The organism is Dactylosporangium vinaceum (assembly GCF_019904175.1).
In the GTDB taxonomy this organism is placed as follows: domain Bacteria; phylum Actinomycetota; class Actinomycetes; order Mycobacteriales; family Micromonosporaceae; genus Dactylosporangium; species Dactylosporangium vinaceum.
The window spans coordinates 5,983,930-6,008,420 of sequence record NZ_CP061913.1 but is presented as its reverse complement, the minus strand read 5'-3'; the positions used below and the strand labels follow the sequence as shown (position 1 = coordinate 6,008,420).

20 protein-coding genes are annotated in these 24,491 nt (G+C 72.6%); 7 read left to right on the top strand and 13 right to left on the bottom strand.

Annotated features, from left to right (window positions below; all coding sequences use genetic code 11):
• The first annotated feature begins 30 nt into the window (after positions 1-30).
• The gene (locus tag Dvina_RS27010; protein WP_223092141.1) at positions 31-1,137 is read left to right on the top strand and encodes a sensor histidine kinase; all 1,107 of its coding nucleotides are present in this window, start codon (positions 31-33) and stop codon (positions 1,135-1,137) included.
• Positions 1,128-1,772 carry a response regulator gene (locus tag Dvina_RS27005; RefSeq protein ID WP_246655341.1) on the top strand — a complete coding sequence of 215 codons (645 nt, stop codon included), beginning with the start codon at positions 1,128-1,130 and terminating at the stop codon, positions 1,770-1,772. The genes Dvina_RS27010 and Dvina_RS27005 overlap by 10 nt, the downstream gene beginning before the upstream one ends.
• A gap of 54 nt (positions 1,773-1,826) precedes the next feature.
• Here the strand turns inward: Dvina_RS27005 and Dvina_RS27000 are convergent, their stop codons facing one another.
• Positions 1,827-3,434 (bottom strand): methyl-accepting chemotaxis protein, encoded by a 1,608-nt coding sequence (locus Dvina_RS27000; RefSeq protein WP_223092139.1) that lies wholly within the window; start codon positions 3,432-3,434, stop codon positions 1,827-1,829.
• Positions 3,435-3,556: 122 nt separating this feature from the next.
• On the opposite strand from Dvina_RS27000, the gene Dvina_RS26995 reads away from it, so the two are divergent.
• Positions 3,557-6,367: a glycosyl hydrolase family 95 catalytic domain-containing protein gene (locus tag Dvina_RS26995; protein ID WP_223092138.1), complete on the top strand. Its 2,811-nt coding sequence runs from the start codon at positions 3,557-3,559 to the stop codon at positions 6,365-6,367.
• Positions 6,368-6,422: 55 nt separating this feature from the next.
• Here Dvina_RS26995 and Dvina_RS26990 read toward each other — a convergent pair whose 3' ends face one another.
• The 7 genes from Dvina_RS26990 to Dvina_RS26960 all read right to left on the bottom strand — a co-directional run bounded on the left by Dvina_RS26990 (position 6,423) and on the right by Dvina_RS26960 (position 11,664).
• Positions 6,423-7,991, bottom strand: a complete 1,569-nt coding sequence (locus tag Dvina_RS26990; protein WP_246655340.1) for an Ig domain-containing protein — start codon at positions 7,989-7,991, stop codon at positions 6,423-6,425.
• 134 nt (positions 7,992-8,125) lie between these two features.
• Positions 8,126-8,809 carry an RraA family protein gene (locus Dvina_RS26985; RefSeq protein ID WP_223092136.1) on the bottom strand — a complete coding sequence of 228 codons (684 nt, stop codon included), beginning with the start codon at positions 8,807-8,809 and terminating at the stop codon, positions 8,126-8,128.
• 61 nt (positions 8,810-8,870) lie between these two features.
• Positions 8,871-9,359, bottom strand: a complete 489-nt coding sequence (locus Dvina_RS26980) for a roadblock/LC7 domain-containing protein (RefSeq protein WP_246655339.1) — start codon at positions 9,357-9,359, stop codon at positions 8,871-8,873.
• Entirely contained in the window at positions 9,356-9,694 is a 339-nt protein-coding gene (locus Dvina_RS26975; protein ID WP_223105738.1) for a hypothetical protein, read from the bottom strand. The genes Dvina_RS26980 and Dvina_RS26975 overlap by 4 nt, the downstream gene beginning before the upstream one ends.
• 340 nt (positions 9,695-10,034) lie before the next feature.
• Complete coding sequence (locus Dvina_RS26970; protein WP_223092135.1) at positions 10,035-10,571, bottom strand: hypothetical protein; 537 nt, start codon at positions 10,569-10,571, stop codon at positions 10,035-10,037.
• 64 nt (positions 10,572-10,635) lie between these two features.
• Positions 10,636-11,196, bottom strand: coding sequence for a cysteine hydrolase family protein (locus tag Dvina_RS26965; protein WP_246655338.1), 561 nt, complete (start codon positions 11,194-11,196; stop codon positions 10,636-10,638).
• A gap of 33 nt (positions 11,197-11,229) precedes the next feature.
• Positions 11,230-11,664, bottom strand: coding sequence for a MarR family winged helix-turn-helix transcriptional regulator (locus tag Dvina_RS26960; RefSeq protein ID WP_223092134.1), 435 nt, complete (start codon positions 11,662-11,664; stop codon positions 11,230-11,232).
• A gap of 101 nt (positions 11,665-11,765) precedes the next feature.
• Between Dvina_RS26960 and Dvina_RS26955 the strand changes: the two genes are divergently transcribed.
• Entirely contained in the window at positions 11,766-13,235 is a 1,470-nt protein-coding gene (locus tag Dvina_RS26955; protein ID WP_223092133.1) for an MFS transporter, read from the top strand.
• On the opposite strand, the gene Dvina_RS26950 is transcribed toward Dvina_RS26955, so the two are convergent.
• Genes Dvina_RS26950 through Dvina_RS26930 form a run of 5 tightly spaced genes read right to left on the bottom strand, consistent with a single transcriptional unit; the run spans position 13,216 to position 19,350 of the window.
• On the bottom strand, positions 13,216-14,040 hold the full coding sequence (locus Dvina_RS26950; protein ID WP_223092132.1) for a transglutaminase-like domain-containing protein: 825 nt from the start codon (positions 14,038-14,040) through the stop codon (positions 13,216-13,218). The genes Dvina_RS26955 and Dvina_RS26950 overlap by 20 nt on opposite strands.
• A 36-nt stretch (positions 14,041-14,076) precedes the next feature.
• Positions 14,077-15,783, bottom strand: coding sequence for a glycoside hydrolase family 13 protein (locus Dvina_RS26945; RefSeq protein WP_223092131.1), 1,707 nt, complete (start codon positions 15,781-15,783; stop codon positions 14,077-14,079).
• On the bottom strand, positions 15,780-16,625 hold the full coding sequence (locus Dvina_RS26940) for a sugar ABC transporter permease (RefSeq protein WP_223092130.1): 846 nt from the start codon (positions 16,623-16,625) through the stop codon (positions 15,780-15,782). The genes Dvina_RS26945 and Dvina_RS26940 overlap by 4 nt, the downstream gene beginning before the upstream one ends.
• Entirely contained in the window at positions 16,622-18,106 is a 1,485-nt protein-coding gene (locus Dvina_RS26935) for an ABC transporter permease subunit (RefSeq protein WP_223092129.1), read from the bottom strand. Before Dvina_RS26935 ends, Dvina_RS26940 begins: the two co-directional genes overlap by 4 nt.
• A gap of 2 nt (positions 18,107-18,108) precedes the next feature.
• Positions 18,109-19,350, bottom strand: coding sequence for a sugar ABC transporter substrate-binding protein (locus tag Dvina_RS26930; protein WP_379993139.1), 1,242 nt, complete (start codon positions 19,348-19,350; stop codon positions 18,109-18,111).
• A 162-nt stretch (positions 19,351-19,512) separates the two neighbouring features.
• Between Dvina_RS26930 and Dvina_RS26925 the strand changes: the two genes are divergently transcribed.
• The 3 genes from Dvina_RS26925 to Dvina_RS26915 all read left to right on the top strand — a co-directional run bounded on the left by Dvina_RS26925 (position 19,513) and on the right by Dvina_RS26915 (position 24,491).
• Complete coding sequence (locus Dvina_RS26925; RefSeq protein ID WP_223105735.1) at positions 19,513-20,520, top strand: LacI family DNA-binding transcriptional regulator; 1,008 nt, start codon at positions 19,513-19,515, stop codon at positions 20,518-20,520.
• 117 nt (positions 20,521-20,637) lie between these two features.
• The gene (locus Dvina_RS26920) at positions 20,638-22,218 is read left to right on the top strand and encodes a glycoside hydrolase family 13 protein (RefSeq protein ID WP_380029529.1); all 1,581 of its coding nucleotides are present in this window, start codon (positions 20,638-20,640) and stop codon (positions 22,216-22,218) included.
• A gap of 167 nt (positions 22,219-22,385) precedes the next feature.
• The gene (locus Dvina_RS26915) at positions 22,386-24,491 is read left to right on the top strand and encodes a carbohydrate-binding module family 20 domain-containing protein (RefSeq protein ID WP_246655337.1); all 2,106 of its coding nucleotides are present in this window, start codon (positions 22,386-22,388) and stop codon (positions 24,489-24,491) included.

Sequence of the window (24,491 nt, the reverse complement as noted above, 5' to 3'; positions counted from 1 at the left end):
CGCGGCGGTGAAGGATGGTGGAATCGGTGGGTGAAGGGGCGCACCGTTGACCTGGTCCTGGCCGGCAGCGGGCTGGCCGCGGGGGCGCTCATGTACGTCACCGGGCAGTACCAGGCCCGCGTCGACGCGCGGTGGCTGTTCGTGCCGCTCGCCGTCTGCTGCTCGGCGCTGCTGCTGCGGCGCTCGGCGCCCGTCACATCGGTGCTCGTCGGCACGGCCGCCGTCGCCGGTGACGTCGTCATCGGCCCGTCCCTCGCCACGCCGCTCGTCTACACCCAGGTGCTCTACGACGCCTGCCTGCACGGCAGCGCCCGGCTGGCCCGGACCCTGCTCGCCACAAGCGTCGTCGGGTCGGTCGTCACCGCGATCGTCTGCCTGGTCGTCATCCGCGACGTGCGGGCGATCGGGCTCGGCGTCCTGCTCGCGCTCGTCACCATCGTGCCCGTCCTGACCGGCACGCACGTGCGCCACCACCGCGACCAGGCCGAGACCGCCCGGCGCTCGGCGCAGCAGGTGGCCCGCCTCGCCGCGGCCGACCGGGCCAACGCGGTCGCCGCCGAGCGGGCCGGGATGGCCCGGGAACTGCACGACGTCATCGCCAACCACCTCAGCGCCGTGGCCATCCACGCCACCGCCGCCCTCTCCACCGACCTCGGCGCCGACGGCACCCGCCAGGCGCTGGGCGTCATCCGCGAGAACAGCGTCCAGGGCCTCGCCGAGATGCGGCGGATGGTCGGCTTCCTGCGCGACCCCGCGGCGCTGCCGGACAACGCGCCCGGCGGGCTCCGCGCGCTCGACGACCTGGTGGCCCGGGCCGGGCTGCCGGTCCGCCTCGACGTGCGCCACGGCGCCGGGGACGTCCCGGTGAGCGTGGACCTGGCCGCGTACCGCATCATCCAGGAGTCGCTCACCAACGCCCTCAAGCACGGCGACGGCGGGCCGGTCACGGTCGAGGTCGACTGCGGCCCGGCGGCCGTCACGATGCGGGTCACCTCGGGCCTGCCGCGCGAGCGGGTGATCGGCGAGGGCGCCGGGCTCATCGGCATGCACGAGCGCGCGGCGCTGCTGGGCGGGGAGCTCACGGCCGGGGAACGCGCCGGGCAGTGGGTCGTCGAGGCGAGGCTGCCGTGCGGGTGATCGTGTGCGACGACCAGCCGGCCGTCCGGGCCGGGCTGGTGCTGATCCTGCGGGCGCACCCGGACATCGAGGTCGTGGGCGAGGCGGGCGACGGCGCCGCGGCCGTCGAGCTCGGGCTGCGGCTGCGCCCCGACGTGGTGCTGATGGACCTGCGGATGCCACGCCTCGACGGTGTCGCCGCGACCCGCGAGCTGACCCGCCACGGCGTTACGGGGGTGCTCGCGCTGACGACGTTCGACCTGGACGAGTACCTCTTCGGGGCGCTGCGGGCCGGGGCCGCCGGGTTCCTGCTCAAGGACGCCTCCGCCGACGAGCTCGTCGCCGCCGTGCGGACCGTGGCCCGCGGCGAGGGCATCGTCGCGCCGGCCGTCACCCGCCGGGTGCTCGGGGCGTTCGCCGGCCCGCTCACCGACTCCACCCCGGCCGCGGTGCCCGTCGGCCTGCTCACCACCCGCGAGCGCGAGGTCCTCGACTGCCTCGGCGAGGGGCTCTCCAACGCGGCCATCGCGACGCGCCTGGGCATCGCCGAGGCCACCACCAAGACCCACGTGAGCCGCATCCTGGCGAAGCTGGGCCTGCAGAGCCGGATGCAGGCCGCCGTCGCCGCGCGCCGGGTGAGCCGCCTCGACATGTGACGATGTGGTCACACCACCATCAGCCGATGGCTCCGCGCAGTCAGCAACACGGGGCTAGTACCGGAACCGCCCGACCAGCCCCTGCAGGTCCGACGAGACCTGGGCCAGGCTCCCGGCCGCGGCCCCGACGCCCGTGACGGTCACCGTGGTGGCCCGGGTGGCGTCGGCGACCGCGGCCACGTCCTGGCGGGCCTCGTCGCTGCTGCGCGCCACGCCGGTGATCGTGCGGGACAGGTCGGCGGTGGTCGCGCTCTGCTCCTCGATGGCCGAGGCGATCGTCACCTGCAGGTCGTTGATCCGCCCGATCACCTCCGCGATCCGCTCGATGGACCCGGCCGCGCCGGCGGTGTCGTCCTGGATGGCGGTGATCCGGGCCGAGATGTCCTCGGTGGCCCGGGCCGTCTCCGCGGCCAGGTCCTTGACCTCGCCGGCGACGACCGCGAAACCCCGGCCGCTCTCCCCCGCCCGGGCCGCCTCGATGCCGGCGTTGAGCGCCAGCAGGTTCGTCTGGCGGGCGATGCCGCTGATCACCTGGGCCATCTCGCCGATCTGCCGGCTCGACCGGCCCAGCTGCGCCATGGTCTCGGTCACGGTGCCGGCCAGGGTGTGCGCGGCGACGGCGACCGCGGCCGCCTCGTGTGCGCTGGCCGAGATGGCCGCGATCGACTGGCCCATCTCCTCCGTGCCGGCCGCGAACGTCTGGACGCTGTGCGAGATGTCCTCGGTGGCGGTCGTGGCCGCGGCCGCCCGGGCCGCCGCGGACTCGGCGGAGACGGCCAGGTCGGCCGAGACGCCGGACAGGTCGCCGGAGTGGCTGGCGACGACGCGGGCCCGGTCGTCGACGGAGCGCATCGCGTCGGCCAGGCCGGCCACGAACCGGTTGAACGAGGCGGCGACCGTCGCCAGCTCGTCCCGGCCACCCTCCTCCAGGCGCGCGGTCAGGTCGCCGTCGCCGTCGGCGATGTCGGTCAGGCGCGCGTCGAGGGCCCGCAGCGGCCGGGCGATGCTGGCCACCACGCCGACCGCGACGGCCGCGGCGACGAGCAGCCCGGCCAGCCCGACGATCCACACCGTCCGGCGGCCGGACTCGGCGGTCCCCTGCGCCGTCGCGGCCACGGCCAGACCGCGGGCGGTGACGGCGGACGCCATGCCGTTGGTGGCCGCGGCCATCACGTTGAAGGCGTCGAGGGAGTCGCCGGAGGCCAGGGTGTCGGCGGCCGTCTTGGCCTCGGGTGAGCCCTGGCGGTACAACTTGATCATTTTGGCGTCGATGGCCATGAAGGTCTCGTAGCCCGTCGTCGCCCGCTGCAGCTGCGTGCGCTCGCCGGCCGCCAGGGGGCCCGCGGCGAGCTGGGCGAAGACGTCCCGCAGCGCGGCCGCCGAGCCGAGGAACTCCTTGCGCTGCCCCACGGTGTCGTCGAGGGCGCCGGGCAGGCCGCGGGCGAAGTCGAAGGCGTAGCCGGTCTGCCAGCCGGCGATGTCGGCGGCCCGGAACTTCGCCTCCATCGCCAGCCGGGACAGCCGCATCAGGGTGCTGGCCTCGGCGCTGGCCGCCCGCTGCTGGCCGAAGCCGACCGCGGCGGTGCCCAGCAGCACGCCCGAGACGAGCACGCCGATGACGGCGAGGAGCAGGATGCGGGTGGTGATCCGCCAGCGACGCATACCTGCCCGATCGGCAGCGGCCCGACCGTCTTGAGTGCGCGCCCACCCGTTGTCCGACAACCGCAGTACCGCACGAATGCCGGCAAACTCCCACGGCCGGCCGGCGGGCCCCGCAGACTCCAATGGTGGCAGCCGTATCCGTGGCCCGGATCCGCCGGCTCGCGCTGCTGGGAGCCGTCGCCGCACTCTGCGCGGCCGTCCTGCCGGGCGCCACCGCCGGCGCCGCGCGCACCGATCAGGCGTTCGACCCGGTCACCGGCGCGCTCGACGTCGACTACGCCGGCTACCTGGCCAAGCACGACATCGTCTACAACACCCCGCAGACCGACCCGCGCCGCGGCCTGACCGTCGGCAACGGCAGGACCGGCGCCATGGTGTGGAGCGGCGACGGGCTCACCATGCAGGTGTCCGGGGCCGACCTGTCCGAGCAGTCGGCGTACGCGGCCGGCCTGGTCAGCCTCGACACCGACCCGGGCCTCGGCGCCGGGTCCACGCGCTACCAGCAGCGGCTGTCGCTCTACGACGGGACGCTGACGACCAGCTACGGCACCGACCGGACGGTCACCGTGCTCGGCGTGCCCGGGTCCGAGGTGATGGGGGTGCACGTCGAGGACGCCCGGACCGGCCAGGGCAGCACGACGCTGGAGCTGAGCATGTGGGACCCGGCGACGGTGACCGACTCGGCGGACGTACCCGACCTCGACACGTGGAAGCAGATCAGCACGTTCGCCGACAGCGCGGTCGCCGGGTTCAGCCGCGGGCAGCGCGACCCCGGCGGCTTCGGCTACACCCTTGCCGCGACGGTCGAGGGCGCCGCGTACACCACCCAGGTCGTCGGCGACCGCCAGGTGCGCCTGACCATCACGCCGACGGCGAACTACACCATCTGGTTCACCGCCGCGAGCCGGATCGACGCCGCCGGCCGCGACTCGGTGGCCGCCGCCCGCAGCCAGCTCGCCGCGGCCCGCAGCACCGGCTACCTGGCGGCGCTCGGCAACTCCCGCGGCTGGTGGCACGCGTTCTGGCAGCGGTCGTTCGTGCAGTACTCCGGGGCCGCCGGCACCGGTGACTACCTCGAGAACATCTACTACCTGGCGACGTACATGATCGCCGCGGGCGGCCACGGCGACTACCCGTTCCACTTCGTCAACGGCGTCTTCCGCGCCACGCAGGACAGGACGGCGTGGAGCACCGGATACTGGCACCGCGACCAGGGCGACGTCTACAACTCCCTGCTCGCCTCGAACCACGCCGACCTCGTCGCCACCGAGAACCGGCTCTACAGCCGCAACTTCAGCGCGCTGAAGGCCTACACCCGCACCCGCTTCGCCGTCGACGGCATCTGGGTGCCGGAGGCGATGGGCTGGGACGGCAACGCGCGCACGAGCGTCGGCTCGGACTTCGTCGACGACATCTACTCGACCGGCGCCGAGGCCGCCTACGGCATGTACCTGCAGTACCGCTACACGAACGACACGTCATACCTGCGCGGCACGGCGTACCCGTTCATGCGCGAGGTCGTGCGGTTCTACCGGGCCGAGCTGTCCCGCGACGCGAGCACCGGCCGCTACTTCATGGCCCGCTCCAACGCCGCCGAGACCTACTGGGACGTGCAGAACGCGATCACCGACCTGGCCGCGGTCCGGCTGATCTTCCCGCTGACCATCGCCGCGAGCGCCCAGCTCGGCCTGGACGCGGACCTGCGGGCCGGCTGGCAGGACGTCCTGGACCACCTCGCGCCCTACCGGGTGAGCAACGGCGCCTGGCTGCCCCACGACCCGCCGGCCCCGGCCCCGCCGCACAACAGCGAGAACGTCACCGCGGAGCTCATCTGGCCCTACGACCTGACCGGCATCGGCGCCGCCGACTACCCGACCGCCCTGCACAGCTGGAACACGCGGCCCAGCCCGTACAGCAGCGTGGCGGCCGGCGACGCCGTGCAGGCGGCCCGGCTCGGCCTCGGGGATCAGGCGCTGGCCGGGCTCAGGCTGATGCTCCAGCGCTACCAGCAGTACCCCAACGGCCTCACCGGCAACACCGACGGCGTCTTCGAGTACCTCGGCGTGCACCTCGCGGCGATCAACGAGTCGCTCATGCAGTCCTACGACGACCGGATCCGGGTGTTCCCGGCCGCGCCCGCCGACACCGGCTTCAGCGGCCGGTTCACCCTGCTGGCCAAGGACGGGTTCCTGGTCAGCGCCGAGCGCGAGGCCGGCGAGACGAAGTATGCCGGGCTGAGGAGCCTCTACGGCCGGCCGGCCCGGGTGGTGAACCCGTGGAGCGGGCAGCAGATCCGGGTCCGCCGCACCTCCGACGGCGCGATCCTGGCCACCACCAGCGCGGCCGAGGTCACGTTCGCCACGGCGGCCGACGCGGTCTACGTGATCGAGCGCACCGCCGAACCGCTCCGGGTGTACTCGCACACGACGCTCACCGCCCAGGCCAACAACGGCCGCAAGACACTCGCCGGCACCGCCGCCACGCTCGGCTCCGACGGCCCCGGCGGGCCCGGGCTCGGCGGCGCCACCGCGCCCGCGCGGGCCGGGCTGGCGCTGCGGGCCCAGGTCAACACCCGCTACGTGACGGCCGGCAGCGGCGGCACCGCACCGCTCGTCGCCGGCCGGACGGCCATCGGCCCGGCCGAGCAGTTCGACCTCGTCGACCGCGGCGGTGGCCTGGTGGCGCTGCGGGCCCGGGTCAACGGCCAGTTCGTCTGCGCCGAGAACGCCGGGGCCAACCCGCTCGTCGCCGACCGGGCCCGGGCCGGGCCGTGGGAGACGTTCCGGCTGATCCGCAACAGCGACACCAGCGTGAGCCTCCAGGCGACGGTCAACAACAGGTACGTGACGGCGGAGAGCGCCGGGTCCGCCCCGCTCATCGCCAACCGCGACGCGATAGGCCCGTGGGAGAAGTTCGACCTCGTCGACGCCTGAGCGGCGCCGGCGGGGTGGGTGGGGCCGGTCCGGGTGCCGGCCCCACCCGGCTTCGTCAGCTCACGGTCACGGCGGCGTCGTCGATGACGAACGACGTCTGCAGCGAGGAGTCCTCGGTGCCGTTCCACTTGAGCGTCACCGTCTGGCCCGCGAAGGCGTTCAGGCTGTAGGTCTTCTGCACGTATCCGGTGCCCTTGTTCAGGTTCGACAGGGTGACGAGGGTGGTCGAGCCGGCCGTCACGGTCAGCTTGTCGTAGGCGGTCGACGTGGTCGTCTCGGCCGAGTCGACGTGCACCCAGAACGTGAGCGACGCCGAGCAGCCGGCCGGGATGGTGACCGCCTGCGAGATGCTCTCGGTGTGCGTGGAGCCGTAGCCGAGCAGCCAGGCGCTGTAGGTGCCGGCGTGGGCCGCCTCACCCTGCGACGCCCACTGGCCGATCGCGCCGGTGGTGCCGGTCCAGCCCGTGGTGCCCGACTCGAAGCCGCCGTTGCTGAGCTTCTGGCCACTGCACGTGCCGCCGCCGGTGCCGGACACGGTCCAGGTGAACGACGTGGTGCCGGTGGCGCCGGTGGTGTCGCGGACCGTCACGGTGCTCGTCGTGGTCTGGGCGGTCGTGGGGGTACCGGAGATCAGGCCCGTGCTGCTGTTGATGCTCAGGCCCGCGGGCAGGCCCGTCGCCGAGTAGGTGAGCGTCTGGCCGGACGCCGAGTCCGTCGCCGTGATCTGCAGCGACCTGGCCGCCCCGACGGTGGCCGTCTGCGCGCCCGGGTTGGTGACCGTGACGGTGTTGCCCGGCGCGGTGGCGCCGGTCAGCAGGCAGCCGGAGACGGTCAGGTCGATCGCCCGCGACGAGTTCAGGCACGTGGTGAACCAGTAGGTCTGCTCACCGTAGGACTGTCCCTGGTGGACCGTCACGTTGCCGTTGGCGTCGACCTCGCACGGGTTGTTGAGCGTGCAGCTCTGCCCGTCGTCGTTGCCGGTGTTGTTGATGCCGATGACGGCCCGGTCCGAGGTGCGCACGATCGGCGAGCCCGAGGTGCCGTGGGTGGTCTGGCAGCCGGTGTTGTACCGGATCGAGTCGTGCCAGGTCCAGGTGTCCTCTTTGAGCGTCGGCACGAACCCGTTGATGGTGCAGGTCCAGACCTGCTTCCAGTAGCTCGACGGGATCGTCATGGCGGTGCCGTCGGCCGGACGGGCGGCGGCCACGGTGAGCGCGGTGGTGTTGCTGTACTTCGACTTGATCTGCGCGTACGTGTCGGTGAGCTGGTACAGCGACACGTCCGTGCCGGTCATGGTGCCGTAGATGAGCTTGTCGGCCTTGACCGTGCCGAGTGCGGTGCCGGCGTCGTTGAGCAGCGTCCCGGTGCGGCTGCTGGCCCGGTTCGTGTACACCTGACCGGCCGGGATGAACCCGTTCTCGTAGCAGTGCCCGTTGGTGAGCAGCAGCGCCCGGTCGGCGTCGACCGACTGCGGCCAGCGCACCAGCGAGCCGGAGCAGTTGTTCAGCGCGATGGTCGAGCCCAGGCCGGTGACCGCGAGCGCCTGCGCCGGTGCCGCCGGGCCGGTGACGACGCTCGCGGCGACGGCGAGGATGGCCGCGCCGACCCCGAGTGTCCGTCTCATGCGCATGGGGGATCCCTTCGTTGGGGTACGCGCGGCGGTTGTGGGCTGCGCGTAGCCGCCCGTCAATGTGATTCGCACCCTCACATCGACGAACTTCCCCGTCAACGAGGCCGACCCTACGTCTGGCCCTGCGGTTACTCCTCGATGGCCCCACCGATCCGGCGCAAATGCTGCCTGAAGGTGTACTGCGGGTCAGCGCGGCGACGGTCGAGGAAGTCCGCGAACGCGGTCTGCCGGCGCAGCGTCTGCCCCGCGGCGATCCCGGCGGCCTGCGCGCGTTCGGTCTCGCGGATCGCCCGGGCCTGCTCCAGGACGCCCAGGTCGGCCGCGTGCAGGAAGAGCACACCGTCGTCGTCGGCCAGGACGTGGTCGTCGGCGGTGACCGTGTGGGGCCCGAAGCGGGCGCTGGTGAGCGCCTCCGGCTCGCGCTCGTCGACGCGCAGCGGCCCGAGGGGCAGGGCGCCGTAGCTGAACACCGGCCGGCCGATCTCGCGCAGCTCGGCGGTGTCGCGGTGCAGGCCCCAGACGACGAGCCCGGCGACGCCGGCCGCGGCCGCCTCGAGCACCGTCAGGTCGCCGATGCACGCCTCGTCGGTGCGCCCGCCGTTGTCGATGACGAGGACGTCACCGGCGCGGGCGTCGCCCAGCGCCTCCAGGAACACGTCGACGCTGCCGTAGTGGCGGGCCGGGAGCACCCGGCCGGCCAGGCGCGTCCCGGCAATGACGGGCCGGATGCCGGCGGGCGCGATCCGCGGCGTGATGCCGGCGCGCACACAGGCGTCGGCGACGAGCGGCGTGGTGAGATCGTCGAAGTTCACGGCCTGATCTTTCCCCGGCCCGGGCGGGCCGCGCCGGAGCCAATCCGCCGTATGTGGTTTTTTACTGGGGCAGGAGCGCGGCGAGGCGGGCCACGGCCGGGCGGGCCTCGAGGTGCAGCCGGGCCACGTTGATGCCGTCGTCGCCGAGCACCGACAGCAGCGTGCTCGGGTTGACGGAGTACACCGTGAAGTATCCGCCCTCGCTGCGCAGGGTGGCGTCGCGGAACGGGCTCTGCCCGAGCACCATCGCGGTCTGGCGGCCCAGACCGTAGGTGGTCGCGGCCAGCGCCGCCAGGTCCGCCGGCTCCAGGCCGGGTGGCAGGTCGTGGGTGATGAGCAGGCCGTCGACCCCGCCGACGGCCGCTCCACGCACGCCCGGCACCCGCAGGCGCAGGTCCGCGAGCTCCGAGCGGACCGCCGCGAGCGCGGCGGCCATCGGATCGATCGTGGTGCCGAATCTCGGCGCCGGGGACCAGCCCTGCTCCCCACCGCCGCGGCGGGACGGGAGCCCGTCCGCCGCCGGGGGTGAGGCAGTGCCGAAGTAGGTCACAGCTCGAGGCTCTCTTCGATCCCGCGCAGCTGGTGGCGGGCCAGCGCGAGGTTCGCGCGGGTCTTCACCAGGGCGAGGTAGAGGAAGAGGCCCCGGCCGCCGATGGAGCCCAGGGGACGGATGATGTGGTACTGGTGGTCGAGGGTGATGAGGATGTCCTCGACCCGGTCCGGCAGCCCGAGCATCTCGATGGTCCGGAGCTTGGCCCGCACGACGTCCGTGTTGCCGGCCGCGGCCACGGTGATGTCGAAGTCGGGCCCTCCGCCGAGGGTGCCCAGGGTCATGCCGCTGGTGTAGTCCACGAGCGCGACGGCGATCGCGCCGTCGATGTTCATCGCGCTCTTGAGCGCGACGTCAAGATTGCTGGTCAAGCCTGCCTCCGCGGTGAAAACATGTGGGCCGCGCCCGAGCCTGACACACGATGATCGCTCAGCACACGTTTCGTCACATCTTTCAGACACTCGGCCAAGTGCTACCTGTCCTGCCAGCCGATGTCCTGGTAGCGCTGTGTCGTCTGTTGCGTTCACAACGCAATGTCGCACATGGATGTGCGACGCCATCAGTCCAGGTCAGAGCACTCGCAGGCGGCGCCGCGCCGGGAGCGGGAGAGCGCTCTCGCGGGCGCCGCCGCCCGCACGGACGGTCCGCCTGACGGGACCGGAAATCTGAGCGGATTCAGGCGATCGACCGTTCGCCCGTGGTGCCGGTGACCGTCCAGCCCGCGCCGTCGCCGTTGTGGACGACGTAGGTCAGCCAGGTGGCGCCGAGGCAGGCGACGAACCCGTTGACGGGGACCTGGACCTCGCGGTCGTCGCCGGCGACGGCGCCGAGGGTGATCACGATGCTGCCCGCCGGGGCCTGCGGGCAGCCGTCGCGGACCTGGATCACCTCGTCGCGGGTGGCGACGAAGCGGACCTCGGTCACGGCGGCCAGCGCGGCGGCGATCCGGCGGCGGGTGTCGTCGGCGAGCGGCTCGCCGCCGTTGGCCCGCGCGACCACGTAGGTCGTGGCGAAGCCGTTGACCGAGAAGGAGTTGTCGCTGCGGCTGCCGAGGTACTGCCGCAGGACGGCCGTGTAGACCTCGGCCTCCTCGACTCCGGCGGGCTCCCGGGCCGCGGAGGGCCGGTCCCCCGCCACGGACACCGCCGGACCGGCGGCGGGGGCGGCCGGGCCCCGCGCGCAGCCGCCCAGCACCAGGACACCCACCAGCACCGCCGGCAAACCCCGTCGCATCATGCCCCTCAGACGCGGCCGTGGCGGCGGCGGTTCCGGCCCGTCAGAGGGTTTTCGTCCACTCGTCGGTCGTGAGCACCGTGGCCTGGCGCGGGAAGACCTTCTCGACGAGGACGCGGTGGACCTCCTCGTCGGCGTCGGCGCAGGCGTCGGCCAGGACGGTCAGGGCGAAGTCGAGGTCGGCCGCCTGCCGGACGGTGGACAGGACCACGCCGCTGGTGGACAGGCCGGCCAGGATCAGGTGGCCGGCGCCGGCCGCGCGGAGCAGCACCTCGAGGTCGCTGCCGCTGAAGGCGCTCACCCGGCGCTTCACGATCACCGGGTCGCCCTCGCGGACGTCGAGGCCGGCGTGCAGCTGCGTGCCGGGGCCGGCCTCGGTCATGGTGTCGCCGGCCGCCCGGAGCCGCCCGAAGACGGCGTTGGCCGGGGACACCTCGGGGTAGCCGGGGCGGAAGGCGACCCGGACGAACATCACCGGGATGCCGCCGGCCCGGGCGGCGGCGATGGCCCGGTTGACGTTGGCGAGGGCGGCGTGGCCGGTGCCGCGATCGATGATCGCGTGCTGGAAGTCCATGGCGAGCAGGACGGGGCGGGGCTCGGTCATCCGGGGATCCTCACTGCTGGTCGGGGGTGGTCGCTACCGGCCGGGGTCGTCCAGCCGGGTCAGGAGCGTCAGGGCCTCGGCGATTGTCGCCAGCTCGGCCGGGGTGAAGCGGCGGTCGAGCTCCGCGGCCAGCCAGGCGTGCCGCTCCTGCCGGTCGGCCAGGGCTCGGGCCCGGCCGGCCGGGCTGAGCGTGATGAGCTGCCGGCGCCCGTCCTCGGGGTCGGCGGCCCGCTCGATGAGGCCGAGATCGCCGAGGGCGTTGAGGGTCGCGGTCATGGACTGGGAGCGGACGCCCTCGGCCAGCGCCAGGACCGTCGTGGAGGAGGCGCCGTCGCGGTGCAGCCGCAGCAGCACGGCGGCCTGGGACGGGGTGAGCGAGCCCGACGGGACGCGCCGCAGCCGGGCCCGCAGCCGCCGGAACAGCGCCACGAGGTCGTCGGCGGCCTGGGACGCGGCGGGATCGGGCACGCCGTCACCGTACTACGTAGGAAGCCTACGTAGTTGTCCGATGCGATGCCCGTCACGGTGGGTCCAGTTGACCGGAGGGCTGCCTCCGCTATTGTGGAGGCATGCCTCAAGTTTCTCGGTCGTCGTCCCGGCTGACGTTCGGCGTCCTGGCCGCGTCGACCGCGGCGTTCTCCATGCTGCAGTCGCTCGTCAGCCCGGTGCTGCCGGTCATGCAGCGCGACCTGCACACGTCCGCCGGCACCGTGACGTGGGTGCTGACCGCGTGGCTGCTCGCCGCGTCGGTCGCCACGCCGCTCATGGGCCGCATCGGCGACATGATCGGCAAGGAGCGCACGCTGCTCGCCGCGCTCGCGGCCATCGCCGCCGGCTGCCTGCTCGCCGCGCTCGCCCCGAACATCGCCGTCCTGATCGTCGCCCGGGTCATCCAGGGCCTCGGCGGCGCGCTGTTCCCGCTCTCGTTCGGCATCATCCGCGACGAGTTCCCGCCCGGGCGGGTCGTGTCCGCCGTGGGCGCCATGTCGGCCGTGATCGCGCTCGGTGGCGGCCTCGGCATCGTCCTGGCCGGCCCGGTCGTGGCCGCCCTGAACTGGCGCTGGCTGTTCTGGATCCCCCTCGGCGTCGTCGCCGTGACCGGCCTGCTCGCCTGGCGCTTCGTCCCGCCGTCGCCGTCGCGGACCCGCGGCCGGGTCAGCTGGGCGGCCGCGGTCCTGCTCTCGGCCTGGCTTGTCGCACTGCTGCTGCCGCTGAGCAAGGGCAACGCGTGGGGCTGGTCGTCGCCGCTCACGATCGCGCTGCTCGCGGCGGCCGCGGTGCTGGCCGCGGCGTGGGTGGCGGTCGAGGTGCGCTCCGGCAACCCGCTTATCGACATGCGCATGATGCGCCGCCCCGCGGTGTGGACCACGAACATCGTGGCCCTGCTCTTCGGCGCCGGGATGTTCGGCGTCTACGCCTTCCTGCCGCAGTTCATGCAGATTCCCCGCTCCACCGGCTACGGCTTCGGCTCCACTGTCGGCCAGGCCGGCCTGCTCATGGTCCCGATGCTGGCCACCATGGCGGTCGCGGGCATGCTCTCCGGCCCGATGGCGGCCTGGTTCAGCAGCCGGGCCCAGGTGATCGCCGGCTCGCTCCTGGCCACCCTGTCGACGGCGGCGTTCGCCTTCGCCCACCGCCACCCGTGGGAGGTCGCCACCGCCGCCGCGTGCTTCGGCGTCGGCATCGGCCTGGCGTACTCCTCCATGACCGCACTCATCGTCCACGCCGTCCCGCAGGCCCAGACGGGCGCGGCGAGCGGCATGAACGCCAACATCCGCACCATCGGCGCCTCGATCGGCACCGCGGTCGTCAGCTCGATCGTCACCAGCGACCTGCGCGCCGACGGCCTGCCCACCGAGTCCGCATACACGTCGGCGTTCGTCGCCCTGGCCGCCGTCGCCGCCGTGGCCGCCGCGGTCTCCCTGCTCATCCCCCGCCACCGCCGCGACAGGACTCCGGCGGGCGAGCGGCGCGAGCACGTCGAGCCGGGCCCGGCGAGCACCGGCGCCGACGCCGAGCTCACCCCCGTGGCCGGCTGAGCTCGTCGGGCACCGGCAGCCGCGGGTCCAGCTGGAGGGCCTCCAGCGCCAGGTGCCGGGGGCCGCCCGCCGCGCTCACCGCCGCCAGCCGGTCGAGCAGGGACCGGTCCGCCTCGGGCAGCTCGTCGTAGTGCACCGGGATCAGGCCCCAGTTGTCCCACGGGAGCGCCTCGACCCCGCCCAGTGCGGCCAGGTCGCGGATCACGTTGCCCTGCACCTCCCACAGCCCGGTCAGGCCGGCCGCGCTCGTCCCCACCGTCTTCGGGTCACGCTGCCCCGACCGGCACTCCCGCCACGCCTGCCCGCCGACCAGGAAGCCGTCGCGGGGCACGTCGAGCGGGTCGAGGCCGCCGGTGCCGTAGGCGCCCGGCTCGGCGCTCGCCACCTGGGCGTCGACCAGATACCAGCCGCGGTCCTCGGACCAGACCTCGGTCACCCAGTGGTCGTCGTAGAAGCCGGGCGTGAAGTAGCCCGCGAACCCGGCCCGCGCCCGGGCCGGGACCCCGGCCGCCCGCAGCAGCGCCACCAGCAGCACCGCGAAGTCGCGGCAGGTCCCGGCGACGCGCTGATCCGCCGGGCGCTCCCGCAGGGAGCCGAGCCTGGCCCGCATCGCCGGGACGAAGCGCAGGTTGGCCTCGTCCCGGCGTTCGTCGGGCAGCTGGACGCCCCACTTCCAGGCCCAGTCGCGGTGGATGAGCACACCGCCGACGATCCTCGCCAGGGCCCCCGGATCGGCGGGGAGCCCGCTGAGCGGCCCGGGGTCGGTGATCGCGGTCTGCCGCAGGTAGCACGAGACCTCATCCATGCCCGCAGACTAGCGGGTGGGTACGACAACAACGGTCTACGCGGGGACGGACCAGATCTGGAACGTGGGCCCGTCGGCCGGCAGGACGCCGCTCCAGGGCGCGCCGCCGTAGAGGTTCGTCGCCTCCGCGATCGGCAGCGCCACGGGACGGCCGCCGGCGCGGCGGGCCAGGATCAGCAGCCGCTCGTCGGCCGTCTCGCGCCAGAACGCGATCGCGTCGGCGTCGACGTGGGCGAAGCGCAGGCCACCGCCGCGCAGCGCCGCGTGCTTGCGGCGCAGGGCGAGCAGCCGGGCGTACCAGGGCAGCGGCGGTTCGGCCCGGCGCCAGGGCATCGGCGTGCGGGACTCCTCCCCGGTGGACCCGGTCAGCCCGAACTCGTCGCCGGCGAACACCATCGGCACGCCCGGGAGGGTGGCCAGCAGCCCGGCCGCGACCTCCATCCGCTGCGCCGAGCCGACGACGGTGCGGATGCGGGCGGTGTCGTGGCTGCCCAGGAGGTTCCAGGAGTGCGTCCAGGACCGCCACGACATCGTCGCCATCATCGCGCGCACGGTGGCGACGAACGCGTGGCCGTCGCGGCGCGGCACGGGGCCGGGGACGCCGAGGAAGTCCGGCAGGGCCAGGTCGTCGCCGCGCAGCCAGGTCCACAGCGGACGGGTGAAGCCGGCGTAGTTCATGGTGCCCGGCCAGCCGCCGGCGTCGAGGTCGGCGCCGGCGCCGTGCGCGTGCTCGGCCACCAGCAGGGCGTCGGGCCGGGTCCCGCGCACCGCGTCGGCGAGCAGCCGCGACACCTCCAGGGCCAGGTCGTCGGCGGCCCGGCGGCCGGTCATGTTGGCCACGTCGATGCGCCACCCGTCCAGGTAGCGCAGCCACCGCCGGGCGATCGAGTCGGTGTCGGTGACGAACCGGGCCCGCAGCCGCGCCGAGTGCCAGTTGAGCTTCGGCAGGGACGGCACCCCGAGCCAGGACTCGTAGCCGCCGTCGCCAGTCATGTAGTACAGGTCCGGCTCGTCGAACCACGGGTGCTCGATGCCTGTGTGGTTCGTGGTCAGGTCGCCGACGAGCCGCATGCCCCGGGTGTGCAGGGCGTCGGACAGCCGGCGCAGGGCCCGGTCGCCGCCGAGCAGCGGGTCGACCCGGTCGAAGGCGACGGCGTCGTAGCGGTGGTTGGAGCGGGCCGGGAAGAACGGCGTGAGGTACACCGTGTCGGCCCCGAGGTCCTGGATGTGGTCCAGGCGCCGGGCGATGCCGTCGAGGTCACCGCCGTACCACTGCCGCGACGCGTCCCGCCCGCGCCCGGCCACCGGCTCGTCCCATTCGCAGCGCACCGCCCAGTCCGGGGTCGCCGGTGCGGTCGCCGAGCGGGCGAAGCGGTCCGGGAAGATCTGGTAGACGATCGCCTCCCGGGTCCACGGCGCCGGCGCGGGGAAGGCGACGAGGCGGAAGTCGGTGTCGTCCGGCACGTCGTGGCCGAACCGCCCGAGCACGGTGTACCAGTCCCCGTCGACGAGGAACCGGTAGCGGGTGACGGGGTTGCGCACCAGCACGCTCGCCCGCCACCACAGTTCGCCGCCGCGCCGCTCGCCGGTCGCCCGGGTGAAGCGCGGCTCGCCGTCCTCGACGGACCGGACGTGGACCGACGACACCGACCGGGCCGTGCGCAGCCAGACGTCTACGTTGGAGCCGAGCCGCGGGTTCTGGTCGGGCACGTACAGGGCCGACCCGTCGTGGTGCACGGTCATCCCTTCACCGCCCCGGTGGTGAGGCCGGACACGATGTAGCGCTGGAGCACCTGGAACACGATGACCGTCGGCACCGCCGTGAGCAGCGAGCCCGCGCAGAACATCCCGAAGTTGGCGTTGCGCTGCTCGGCGACCAGGCCGTAGAGGCCGACGGCGAGGGTCTTCTCGTCGTCGCTGTGCAGGAACACGTTGGCCAGGAGCACCTCGTTGATGGTCCCGATGAAGCTCAGCAGCGCGGTCACGGCCAGGATCGGTGTGACGAGCGGCAGCGTCACCCTGAAGAAGATCTGGGCGTGGGTGGCACCGTCGACGACCGCCGACTCGTCGAGCTCCTTCGGCACGGTGTCCAGGAAGCCCTTCATGAGCCAGGTGTTGACCCCCAGGGCGCCGCCGAGGTACAGCAGCATCAGCCCCCAGGGCCGGTCGAGCCCGATCGCGGGGTAGTAGTCGCCGACCGCGGCGAAGATCAGATAGATCGTCACGACGGCCAGGAACTGCGGGAACATCTGGATGAGCAGCAGCGAGACGAGCCCGGTGCGGCGGCCCTTGAACCGCATGCGGGAGAACGCGTACGCGGACAGGATCGACAGGAACACCCCGGCCGCGGCGGCGACCCCGGCGATGAGGATCGAGTTGAGGTACCAGTTCCCGAATGCGGTCTTCGCGAACAGGTCGGCGAAGTTGCCGAGCCCCGCGGCCCGCGGGACGAGCTCGGTGGAGCTCAGCGAGCCGAGGGGGTTGAGCGCGGCCGAGACCACGAAGACGATCGGGAACAGGGAGAAGGCCACGGCGAGCAGTCCCGCCGCGTGCCGCCAGCCGCTGCGGCGGACCCAGGAGGTCATGAGTACACCTCTTCCTGCTTGCGGCTGCGGCGGAAGCCGGCGACCGAGATGAGCGCGACGATGGCGAAGATGTACACGGAGATGGCCGCGGCGAACCCGAGCTGCGCACCGGAGCCGCCGAAGGCCAGCCGGTAGGTGTAGGTGATGAGCAGGTCGGTCGCGCCGATGCTGGAGTTGCCGGCCGCGAACGGGGCGCCGTCGGTCGTCAGGTAGATGGCGTTGAAGTTGTTGAAGTTGAACGCGAACGAGGAGATCAGCAGCGGGGTGAGCGCGACGAGCAGCAGCGGCAGCGTGACCCGGCGGAAGCGCTGGACGGTCGTGGCCCCGTCGATCGACGCCGCCTCCTGCATCTCCCGCGGGATCGCCTGCAGCGCGCCGGTGGCGACGAGGAACATGTACGGATAGCCGAGCCACAGCTGCACCAGGATGACCGCGGCCCTGGCCGTCCACGGGCTGCCGAACCAGTCGACGTGCAGGCCGGTGATCCGGTTGATGAGGCCGAAGTCCTGGTTGAACAGGTCCCGCCAGACCAGGAGCATGGCGAAGGAGGGCATCGCGTAGGGCAGCACCAGCAGCACGCGGTACCAGCTGCGGCCCCGCATCTTCGCGTTGAGGGCCAGCGCGCAGGCCAGGCCGAGCGCGAAGGTCACCAGGACCGAGCCGACCGCGAACGCCAGGTTCCACACGAGCGTCTTGAGGAACGGCCCGGCGATGCGCGAGTCGGTCAGGACCCGGGTGAAGTTGGCCAGGCCCACGTTCACCTTCCAGCCCTGGGCGAGGTGCTCGCCGTCGGCGGCGACGAACGAGCCCGTCTCCTCGTCGGCGACCCACCGCTTGCCGCTGGCGCGGTCGGTGATGCAGTCGCAGCCGGCGTCGTAGAAGCGGGTGGCCTGGCCGGTGTAGGCCCGGGTCAGGCCGCTCGCCCGGATGGCGCCGCCGGCGGTCGGCACCGTGAACGCGAGGATCTCGTCGTTGCGCTGGGTGGCCTCGCCGAGACCGAGCAGCTGGTAGCCGTCGGCCGCGACCACCCGGCCGCCGGAGACGTCGGCGCGCTCCAGGGCCCTGAGGCCCGTGCCGTCGCCGACGTAGGCCTTCCCGTCGGGCGAGACGAGCAGGAACTTCAGCCCTCCGTCGTCGAGCGCCACGGACAGCGCATACTCGACGGAGCCGGGCACCTGCTGCACCGAGGCCGACTCGATCGCCCGGACGGCGTCCTGCTGACTGCCCCGGTGCCCGTCGCCGTAGTTGGTGAACGCGGTGGCGACGGTGTACAGCACCGGGACGACCTGGAAGGCCAGGAGGAACAGCACGCCGGGCACGAGGTACTTCGCCGGGATGGCCCGCTTCGACAGGTAGACCGCGAAGATCAACGCTGTCGCCACGACGAGCACCGCGAGCCATCCCCAGGCACGGGCCTCGGCCAGCGGGAAGGCGGCGTACACCGCCAGCGCCAGGGCGAGGCCGAGGACCGCAATCTTCATGGCTACTTGGCGATCGCGTCGCTGATCGTCTTGGCCGCGCCGGTCAGCGTCGAGGGCACGTCGGCCCCGCCGACGATCGCCGACTCGGCCTTGCCGAACGGGTCCCAGACCGCGGCCATCGCCGGGATCGCCGGCAGCACCGCGCCGCCCTTGCCCGCGGCCAGCCACTTCTCGATGTCGGCGTCGCTGCCCTTGACCTGGTCCAGGGCCGCGCTCAGCGCCGGCGGGCGGGGGTTGGCCTGGTACAGCGCCACCTGCAGGTCGGGCTTGGTGAGGTAGTTCGTGATGAACTCGTTGGCCAGGGCCTTGCTCTTGCCCTTGCTGGCCACGTAGAACGCCTGCACGCCGACGAACGGCTGCGCGGGCTTGCCGCCGGCGAACGCGGGCACCGGGGTGATGTCGTACTTGATGCCGGCCTTCTTGATGTCGGCGACGGCCCACGGACCGGAGATCAGGAACGGGGTCTTGCCACCGGTGAAGGTCGGGATGGCGTTGTCGCTGTTGACCGAGCGGGTCAGCGCGCCGGAGCCCTTCTCGCCCAGCGCCGCGATCTTCTTGAACGCCTCGATCGACTCGGGCTTGCCGACGCCGAGGTCGGCCGGGTCGTAGTCGCCGTTGGCCTTCTTGCCGAACAGGTAGCCGCCGGCCGAGGCGAACAGCGGGTAGACGTGGTAGGCGTCGCCGTTCTGGCCCACCTGCAGCGACATGATGTTGCTGACCTTGCCGGCGTCCTTGAGCGCCTTGCCCGCGGCGACCAGGTCCTCGATGGTGGCCGGGGCGTTCGGGGCCAGGTCCGTGTTGCGGATCAGGGCCAGGTTCTCGATCGCGTAGGGGACGCCGTAGACCTGGCCGTTGAAGGTCACGGCCTTCATCGCGACCTCGGCGAAGCCGGACTTCTGCGAGTCGGAGAGCTGGATCGGGTCGATGGTGCCGTTCTGGACCAGGTTGCCGATCCAGTCGTGGGCGCCGACGACGATGTCCGGGCCCTTGCCGGACTGCGCGGCGGTGACGAAGTTGGTCTGCAGGTCCTTGGAGACGGCCTGGACCTGCACGTCGACCTTGTTGGCCGCGCCGAACTGGGTGGCGAACGGCTTGAGCGCGGCGGCCCGCTGGTCGTCGGCCCAGATGGTCAGGGTCGCGGTGGGTGCGGTCGAGCCGGCCTCGGGCTTCGTGTTGTCGCTGCAGGCGGTCAGGGCTAAGGCGGCGACGGCGAGCACGCCGACGGCGCGCACGGGTATGCGCATCGAGACTCCTGGTGTCAGGCAAGGAAGGGTGGGTCGGCGAGAGTTGCAAGGGGTGTCTATCCGCCGATGGCTCGGAACCGTAGCAAGGACTTGCACGGAATGAAAGACCTTCCAAGCGACTTTCAATTTCGGCCGGGAGCCGCTTACTCTCGTCGCATGGCCATGGACGCTCCACGAGCTCGCCTCGCCGACATCGCCAAGCAGGCGGACGTCAGCGAGGCCACCGTCTCGCGGGTGCTCAACGACCGGCCCGGGGTCAGCGCCGACACCCGACACGCCGTGCTCACCGCGCTCGACGTGCTCGGTTACGAGCGACCCGAACGGCTCCGCAAGCGCAGCGCCGGCCTCGTCGGCCTGGTGACGCCGGAGCTGGAGAACCCGATCTTCCCGCTGTTCGCGCAGGTCATCGAGTCGGCGCTGTCCCGGCACGGGTACACCCCGGTGCTGTGCACGCAGACTCCCGGCGGCGTGACCGAGGACGAGTACATCGAGATGCTGCTCGACCGCGCGGTCGCCGGCATCATCTTCGTGTCCGGCCTGCACGCCGACACGACCGCCGACCACGACCGCTACCGCAAGCTCATCGACCGGCCGCTGCCGATCGTCATGGTCACCGGCCTGGTCCCGGGCCTGCAGGCGCCGTGCATCTCCTGCGACGACGCCCGGGCCAGCGAGCTCGCGGTCGACCACCTCGCCTCGCTCGGCCACTCCCGCATCGGCTTCATCTCCGGCCCCGAGCGCTTCACGCCGGTGCAGCGCAAGATCGAGGGGTACCGCGACGCGATGGCCCGCCACGGCCTCCCCGCCGACATCGAGCTCTCGCTGTTCGGCGTCGAGGGCGGCGCGGCCGCGACCGGGCGCCTGCTCGAGCGGGGCGTGACCGGGATCGTCTGCGGCTCCGACCTGATGGCGCTCGGCGCGATCCGGGCCGCCCGCTCCCGGGGGCTCACCGTGCCCGGCGACGTGTCGGTGGTCGGCTACGACGACTCGCCGCTCATCGCCTTCACCGACCCACCCCTGACCACCCTGCGCCAGCCGGTCCTGCAGATGTCGAACGCCGCGGCCCAGTCGCTGATCGACGCCATCAACGGCCAGCCGTCGCCGCACTCGGAGTTCCTCTTCCCGCCCGAGCTGGTCGTGCGCAACTCGACGGGCATCGCCCGCCGCTGAGCCCGGCCCGGCTCCGGCGTCGAACCTCGGCGGGGGTACCGCACCGACCCCGCCCGATCGCGGCCGGCGGGCCGCGCCCATCTCCCCCGCGCCGCCCCAGCGCGGGGGACGTTCTCCATGCCCCTGGAAAGGACCACGATGCCGGATATTTCCGATACACCGGGCGAATGGTGGCGCACCGCCGTCATCTACGAGGTGTACGTGCGCAGCTTCGCCGACGGCAACGGCGACGGCGTCGGCGACCTCATCGGCCTGCACGAGCGCCTGCCCTACCTGCGCGACCTGGGCGTCGACGCGCTCTGGCTGACGCCGTTCTTCCGCTCCCCCATGGTCGACGGCGGCTACGACGTCGCCGACTACCGCGACGTCGACCCCGCGTTCGGCACCCTGGCCGACTTCGACGCGATGCTCGCCGCCGCGCACGCCCTCGGCCTGCGGGTGATCATCGACGTGGTCCCCAACCACACGTCGAGCGAGCACGCATGGTTTCGGCAAGCCTTGCAAGAAGCTTCAGGATCTTCGGCCCGGGCCCGGTACCACTTCCACCCGCCGACCGCCGACGGCCGTCCGCCGAACGACTGGGAGTCGGTGTTCGGCGGGCCCGCGTGGACGCAGACCGGCGACGGCGAGTGGTACCTGCACCTGTTCGACCCCGCCCAGCCGGACCTCAACTGGGACAACCCGGACGTCCGGGTCGAGTTCGAGGGCGTGCTGCGGTTCTGGCTCGACCGCGGCGTCGACGGGTTCCGGGTCGACGTGGCCCACGGGATGGTGAAGGCGGCCGGCTACCCGGCGGCCGGCCTGACCGGGCAGATCGGGCTGCTGGGGCGGCGGGTGCTGCCGTACTTCGACCAGGACGGCGTGCACGAGATCCACAGGGCCTGGCGCAAGATCCTGGACTCCTACCCGGGACAGCGCATGGCCGTCGCGGAGGCGTGGGCGTCAACGCCGCAGCGCCTCGCCCGCTACACCGCGCCCGACGAGCTGCACCAGGCGTTCAACTTCGAGTTCCTCCAGGCGGACTGGGCCGACCCGGCCGCGGTGCGGGCGAGCATCGACTCCTGCCTGCACGCCGCCGAGTCCGTCGGTGCGCCGACGACGTGGGTGCTGTCCAACCACGACGTGCGCCGCCACGTGACCCGCCTCGGCTCCCCGGCGCGGGCCGGCGCGGCCGCGCTGCTGATGCTGGCGCTGCCCGGCTCGGCGTACGTGTACCAGGGCGACGAGCTCGGCCTGCCCGAGGTCCTCGACCTGCCGGCGGACGCGCGCCAGGACCCGGTGTGGCGCCGCTCGGGCGGCACCGACCCCGGCCGGGACGGCTGCCGGGTGCCGCTGCCGTGGGCGGCGGACGCGCCCGCGTACGGGTTCTCGGCGACCGGGGCGGCGTGGCTGCCCCAGCCGGACTGGGCCGCGCTCGCCGCCGACGCCCAGGCCGGGGACCCGGCGTCCACATTGGAGCTCTACCACCGGGCGCTGCGCCTGCGCCGGGACCTGCGCGGGCCGCTGCGGTGGCAGGAGTCCGCGCCGGGCGTGCTGGACTTCACCCGCGACGGGTTCCGCTGCGTCGTGAACCTCTCCGGCGCGGCCGTCCCGCGGCCCGCCGGCGACATCGCGCTGGCGAGCCGGCCCATCGACGGCGATGCCCTTCCGGCCGATACCGCAGTGTGGATCTTTGCAAGAAGTAACAAGTCTTCCTAATCGTTTCTGCTGCTCGAGGGCCTTGCCGGAAGTACCGGCGGGCAATTCTTGCAAGGTCCTTGACAGACGGTTTCAACGAGGCCGAAGCTCAGCGTCAATCGATCCCGCCGCCACGGGATCGTCAGCGAAACACCCCTGACTCCGCTACCGCCATTCCGGAGGCACTCGTGCGCGTATCCCTCAAGAGAACCCTGGCCGCCGCCGGCGGCCTGCTGCTGACCGCGGCGCTGAGCGTGCCGCTGCTGATCGGCGACCGCCAGGCCGAGGCGGCCGCCGGCACCAACGACGTCATCGCGAACCTGTGGCTGTGGCCCTGGACGTCGGTGGCGAGCGAGTGCACGAGCACCCTCGGACCGGCCGGTTACGGCGCGGTGCAGGTGGCCCCGCCGGAGGACTCCATCAGCGTCGCCGGGCACCCGTGGTGGGACATCTACCAGCCCGCCGCCTACGACCTCAACAGCCGGATGGGCACCCGGGCCCAGTTCCAGAGCATGGTGAGCACCTGCCACGCGGCCGGGGTGAAGGTCTACGTCGACACGGTCATCAACCACATGACAGGGGCCAACCAGTCGAGCACCACCGCCTACGGCGGCGCGAGCTTCACGAACACCTACAGCTACCCGAGCGCCGGCTACAGCTCCTCGGACTTCCACTTCTACCCGGCCGACTGCCCCCAGTCGGACAACCAGATCCACGACTACAACAACTCCGCCGAGGTCTGGAACTGCCAGCTGGTCGGCCTGTCCGACCTGAAGACCGGCACCGACTACGTGCGCACGAAGATCGCCGGGTACCTCAACGACCTCATCTCGGTCGGCGTGGACGGCTTCCGGGTCGACGCGGCCAAGCACATCCCCCCGGCCGACCTGAGCGCCATCAAGGCCAAGCTGTCCAACCAGAGCGTGTACATCGCCCAGGAGGTCATGCCCGGCGGCTCCGGCAGCCTGGCCCCCGCCGCCTACGAGGGCATCGGCGGCGTCCTGGAGTTCAACTACGCCACCAACCTGAAGAACCAGTTCAACGGCAGCATCGCCAACCTGCAGACGTTCGGCCCGAGCTGGGGCCTGGAGCCGAGCAACAAGTCCACGGCGTTCGTGTCCAACCACGACACCGAGCGCAACGGCTCGACCCTGAGCTACAAGAACGGCGCCACCGACACCCTGGCCAACGTGTTCATGCTGGCCTGGAACTTCGGCACCCCGAACGTCATGAGCTCGTTCACCTTCTCCAACAACGACGCCTCCCCGCCCGCCGACGCCAACGGGTACGTCACCGCCGTCACGTGCGGCAGCGGCTGGCAGTGCCAGCACCGGCAGCGGGCCGTCAAGAACATGGTCGGCTTCCACAACGCGACCCGGGCCGACACGACAGTCGGCAACTGGTGGTCGGACGGCGCGAACGCGATCGCCTTCTCCCGCGGCGCCAACGGCTGGATCTCCATCAACAACGGCAGCGGCGCTGTCGGCGCGCGCACGTTCAGCACCGGGCTGGCGGCCGGCGTCTACTGCGACGTCATCCACGGCGACTTCAACGCCACCAACTCGACCTGCTCCGGCCCGACGGTCACGGTCAACGGCAGCGGCCAGGCCACGGTCGGGGTCGCGGCCAAGGACGCGGTCGCCATCCACGCCGGCGCCCGGGTCACCGGCGGCGCCACGGCCACGCCGACGGTCACGCCGACCGGCACGGCGAGCGGCGTCTCGTTCACCGTCTCCGGCGCGCCGACCGGCAACCCGGTGTACCTCGTCGGCTCGGTCAGCCAGCTCGGCTCCTGGGACCCGGCGAGCGCGATCCCGATGACCGCGAGCGGCTCCACCTGGACGAAGACGGTGACGCTGCCGGCGGGCACGGCGATCGAGTACAAGTTCATCACCAGGACCAGCAGCGGGGCCGTGACCTGGGAGCCGGGCGGCAACCACACCTACACGGTGCCTTCCACGGGTACCGGCGCCATCAGCACGACGTGGAACGGCTCGACGACGACCAGCCCGGCGGTGACGTTCAACGCGAACGTGACGACGACGGTCGGCCAGAACGTGTTCGTGGTCGGGTCGATCCCGGCCCTGGGCAGCTGGAACACGGCCGGTGCAATCGCGCTGTCGCCGGCGGGCTACCCCATCTGGTCGGCGACGGTGTCCCTGCCGGCGAACACGGCGGTGGAGTACAAGTTCATCAAGAAGAACGCGGACGGCTCGGTCACCTGGGAGAGCGGCGCCAACCGGACCCTGAGCACGGGGACGGCGGCGCAGACGGTGAACGCCACCTGGAAGTAG

What these genes read in the sequence shown, in the direction of transcription:
- Dvina_RS26935 (WP_223092129.1), bottom strand. Translation starts at nt 18,106, where the DNA reads ATGAAGATTGCGGTCCTCGGCCTCGCCCTGGCGCTGGCGGTGTACGCC.
- Dvina_RS26975 (WP_223105738.1), bottom strand. Translation starts at nt 9,694, where the DNA reads ATGAACATCGACGGCGCGATCGCCGTCGCGCTCGTGGACTACACCAGC.
- Dvina_RS26945 (WP_223092131.1), bottom strand. Translation starts at nt 15,783, where the DNA reads ATGACCGTGCACCACGACGGGTCGGCCCTGTACGTGCCCGACCAGAAC.
- Dvina_RS27000 (WP_223092139.1), bottom strand. Translation starts at nt 3,434, where the DNA reads ATGCGTCGCTGGCGGATCACCACCCGCATCCTGCTCCTCGCCGTCATC.
- Dvina_RS26995 (WP_223092138.1), top strand. Translation starts at nt 3,557, where the DNA reads ATGGTGGCAGCCGTATCCGTGGCCCGGATCCGCCGGCTCGCGCTGCTG.
- Dvina_RS26940 (WP_223092130.1), bottom strand. Translation starts at nt 16,625, where the DNA reads ATGACCTCCTGGGTCCGCCGCAGCGGCTGGCGGCACGCGGCGGGACTG.
- Dvina_RS26990 (WP_246655340.1), bottom strand. Translation starts at nt 7,991, where the DNA reads ATGAGACGGACACTCGGGGTCGGCGCGGCCATCCTCGCCGTCGCCGCG.
- Dvina_RS26965 (WP_246655338.1), bottom strand. Translation starts at nt 11,196, where the DNA reads ATGACCGAGCCCCGCCCCGTCCTGCTCGCCATGGACTTCCAGCACGCG.
- Dvina_RS26955 (WP_223092133.1), top strand. Translation starts at nt 11,766, where the DNA reads ATGCCTCAAGTTTCTCGGTCGTCGTCCCGGCTGACGTTCGGCGTCCTG.
- Dvina_RS26930 (WP_379993139.1), bottom strand. Translation starts at nt 19,350, where the DNA reads ATGCGCATACCCGTGCGCGCCGTCGGCGTGCTCGCCGTCGCCGCCTTA.
- Dvina_RS26925 (WP_223105735.1), top strand. Translation starts at nt 19,513, where the DNA reads ATGGACGCTCCACGAGCTCGCCTCGCCGACATCGCCAAGCAGGCGGAC.
- Dvina_RS26920 (WP_380029529.1), top strand. Translation starts at nt 20,638, where the DNA reads ATGCCCCTGGAAAGGACCACGATGCCGGATATTTCCGATACACCGGGC.
- Dvina_RS26950 (WP_223092132.1), bottom strand. Translation starts at nt 14,040, where the DNA reads ATGGATGAGGTCTCGTGCTACCTGCGGCAGACCGCGATCACCGACCCC.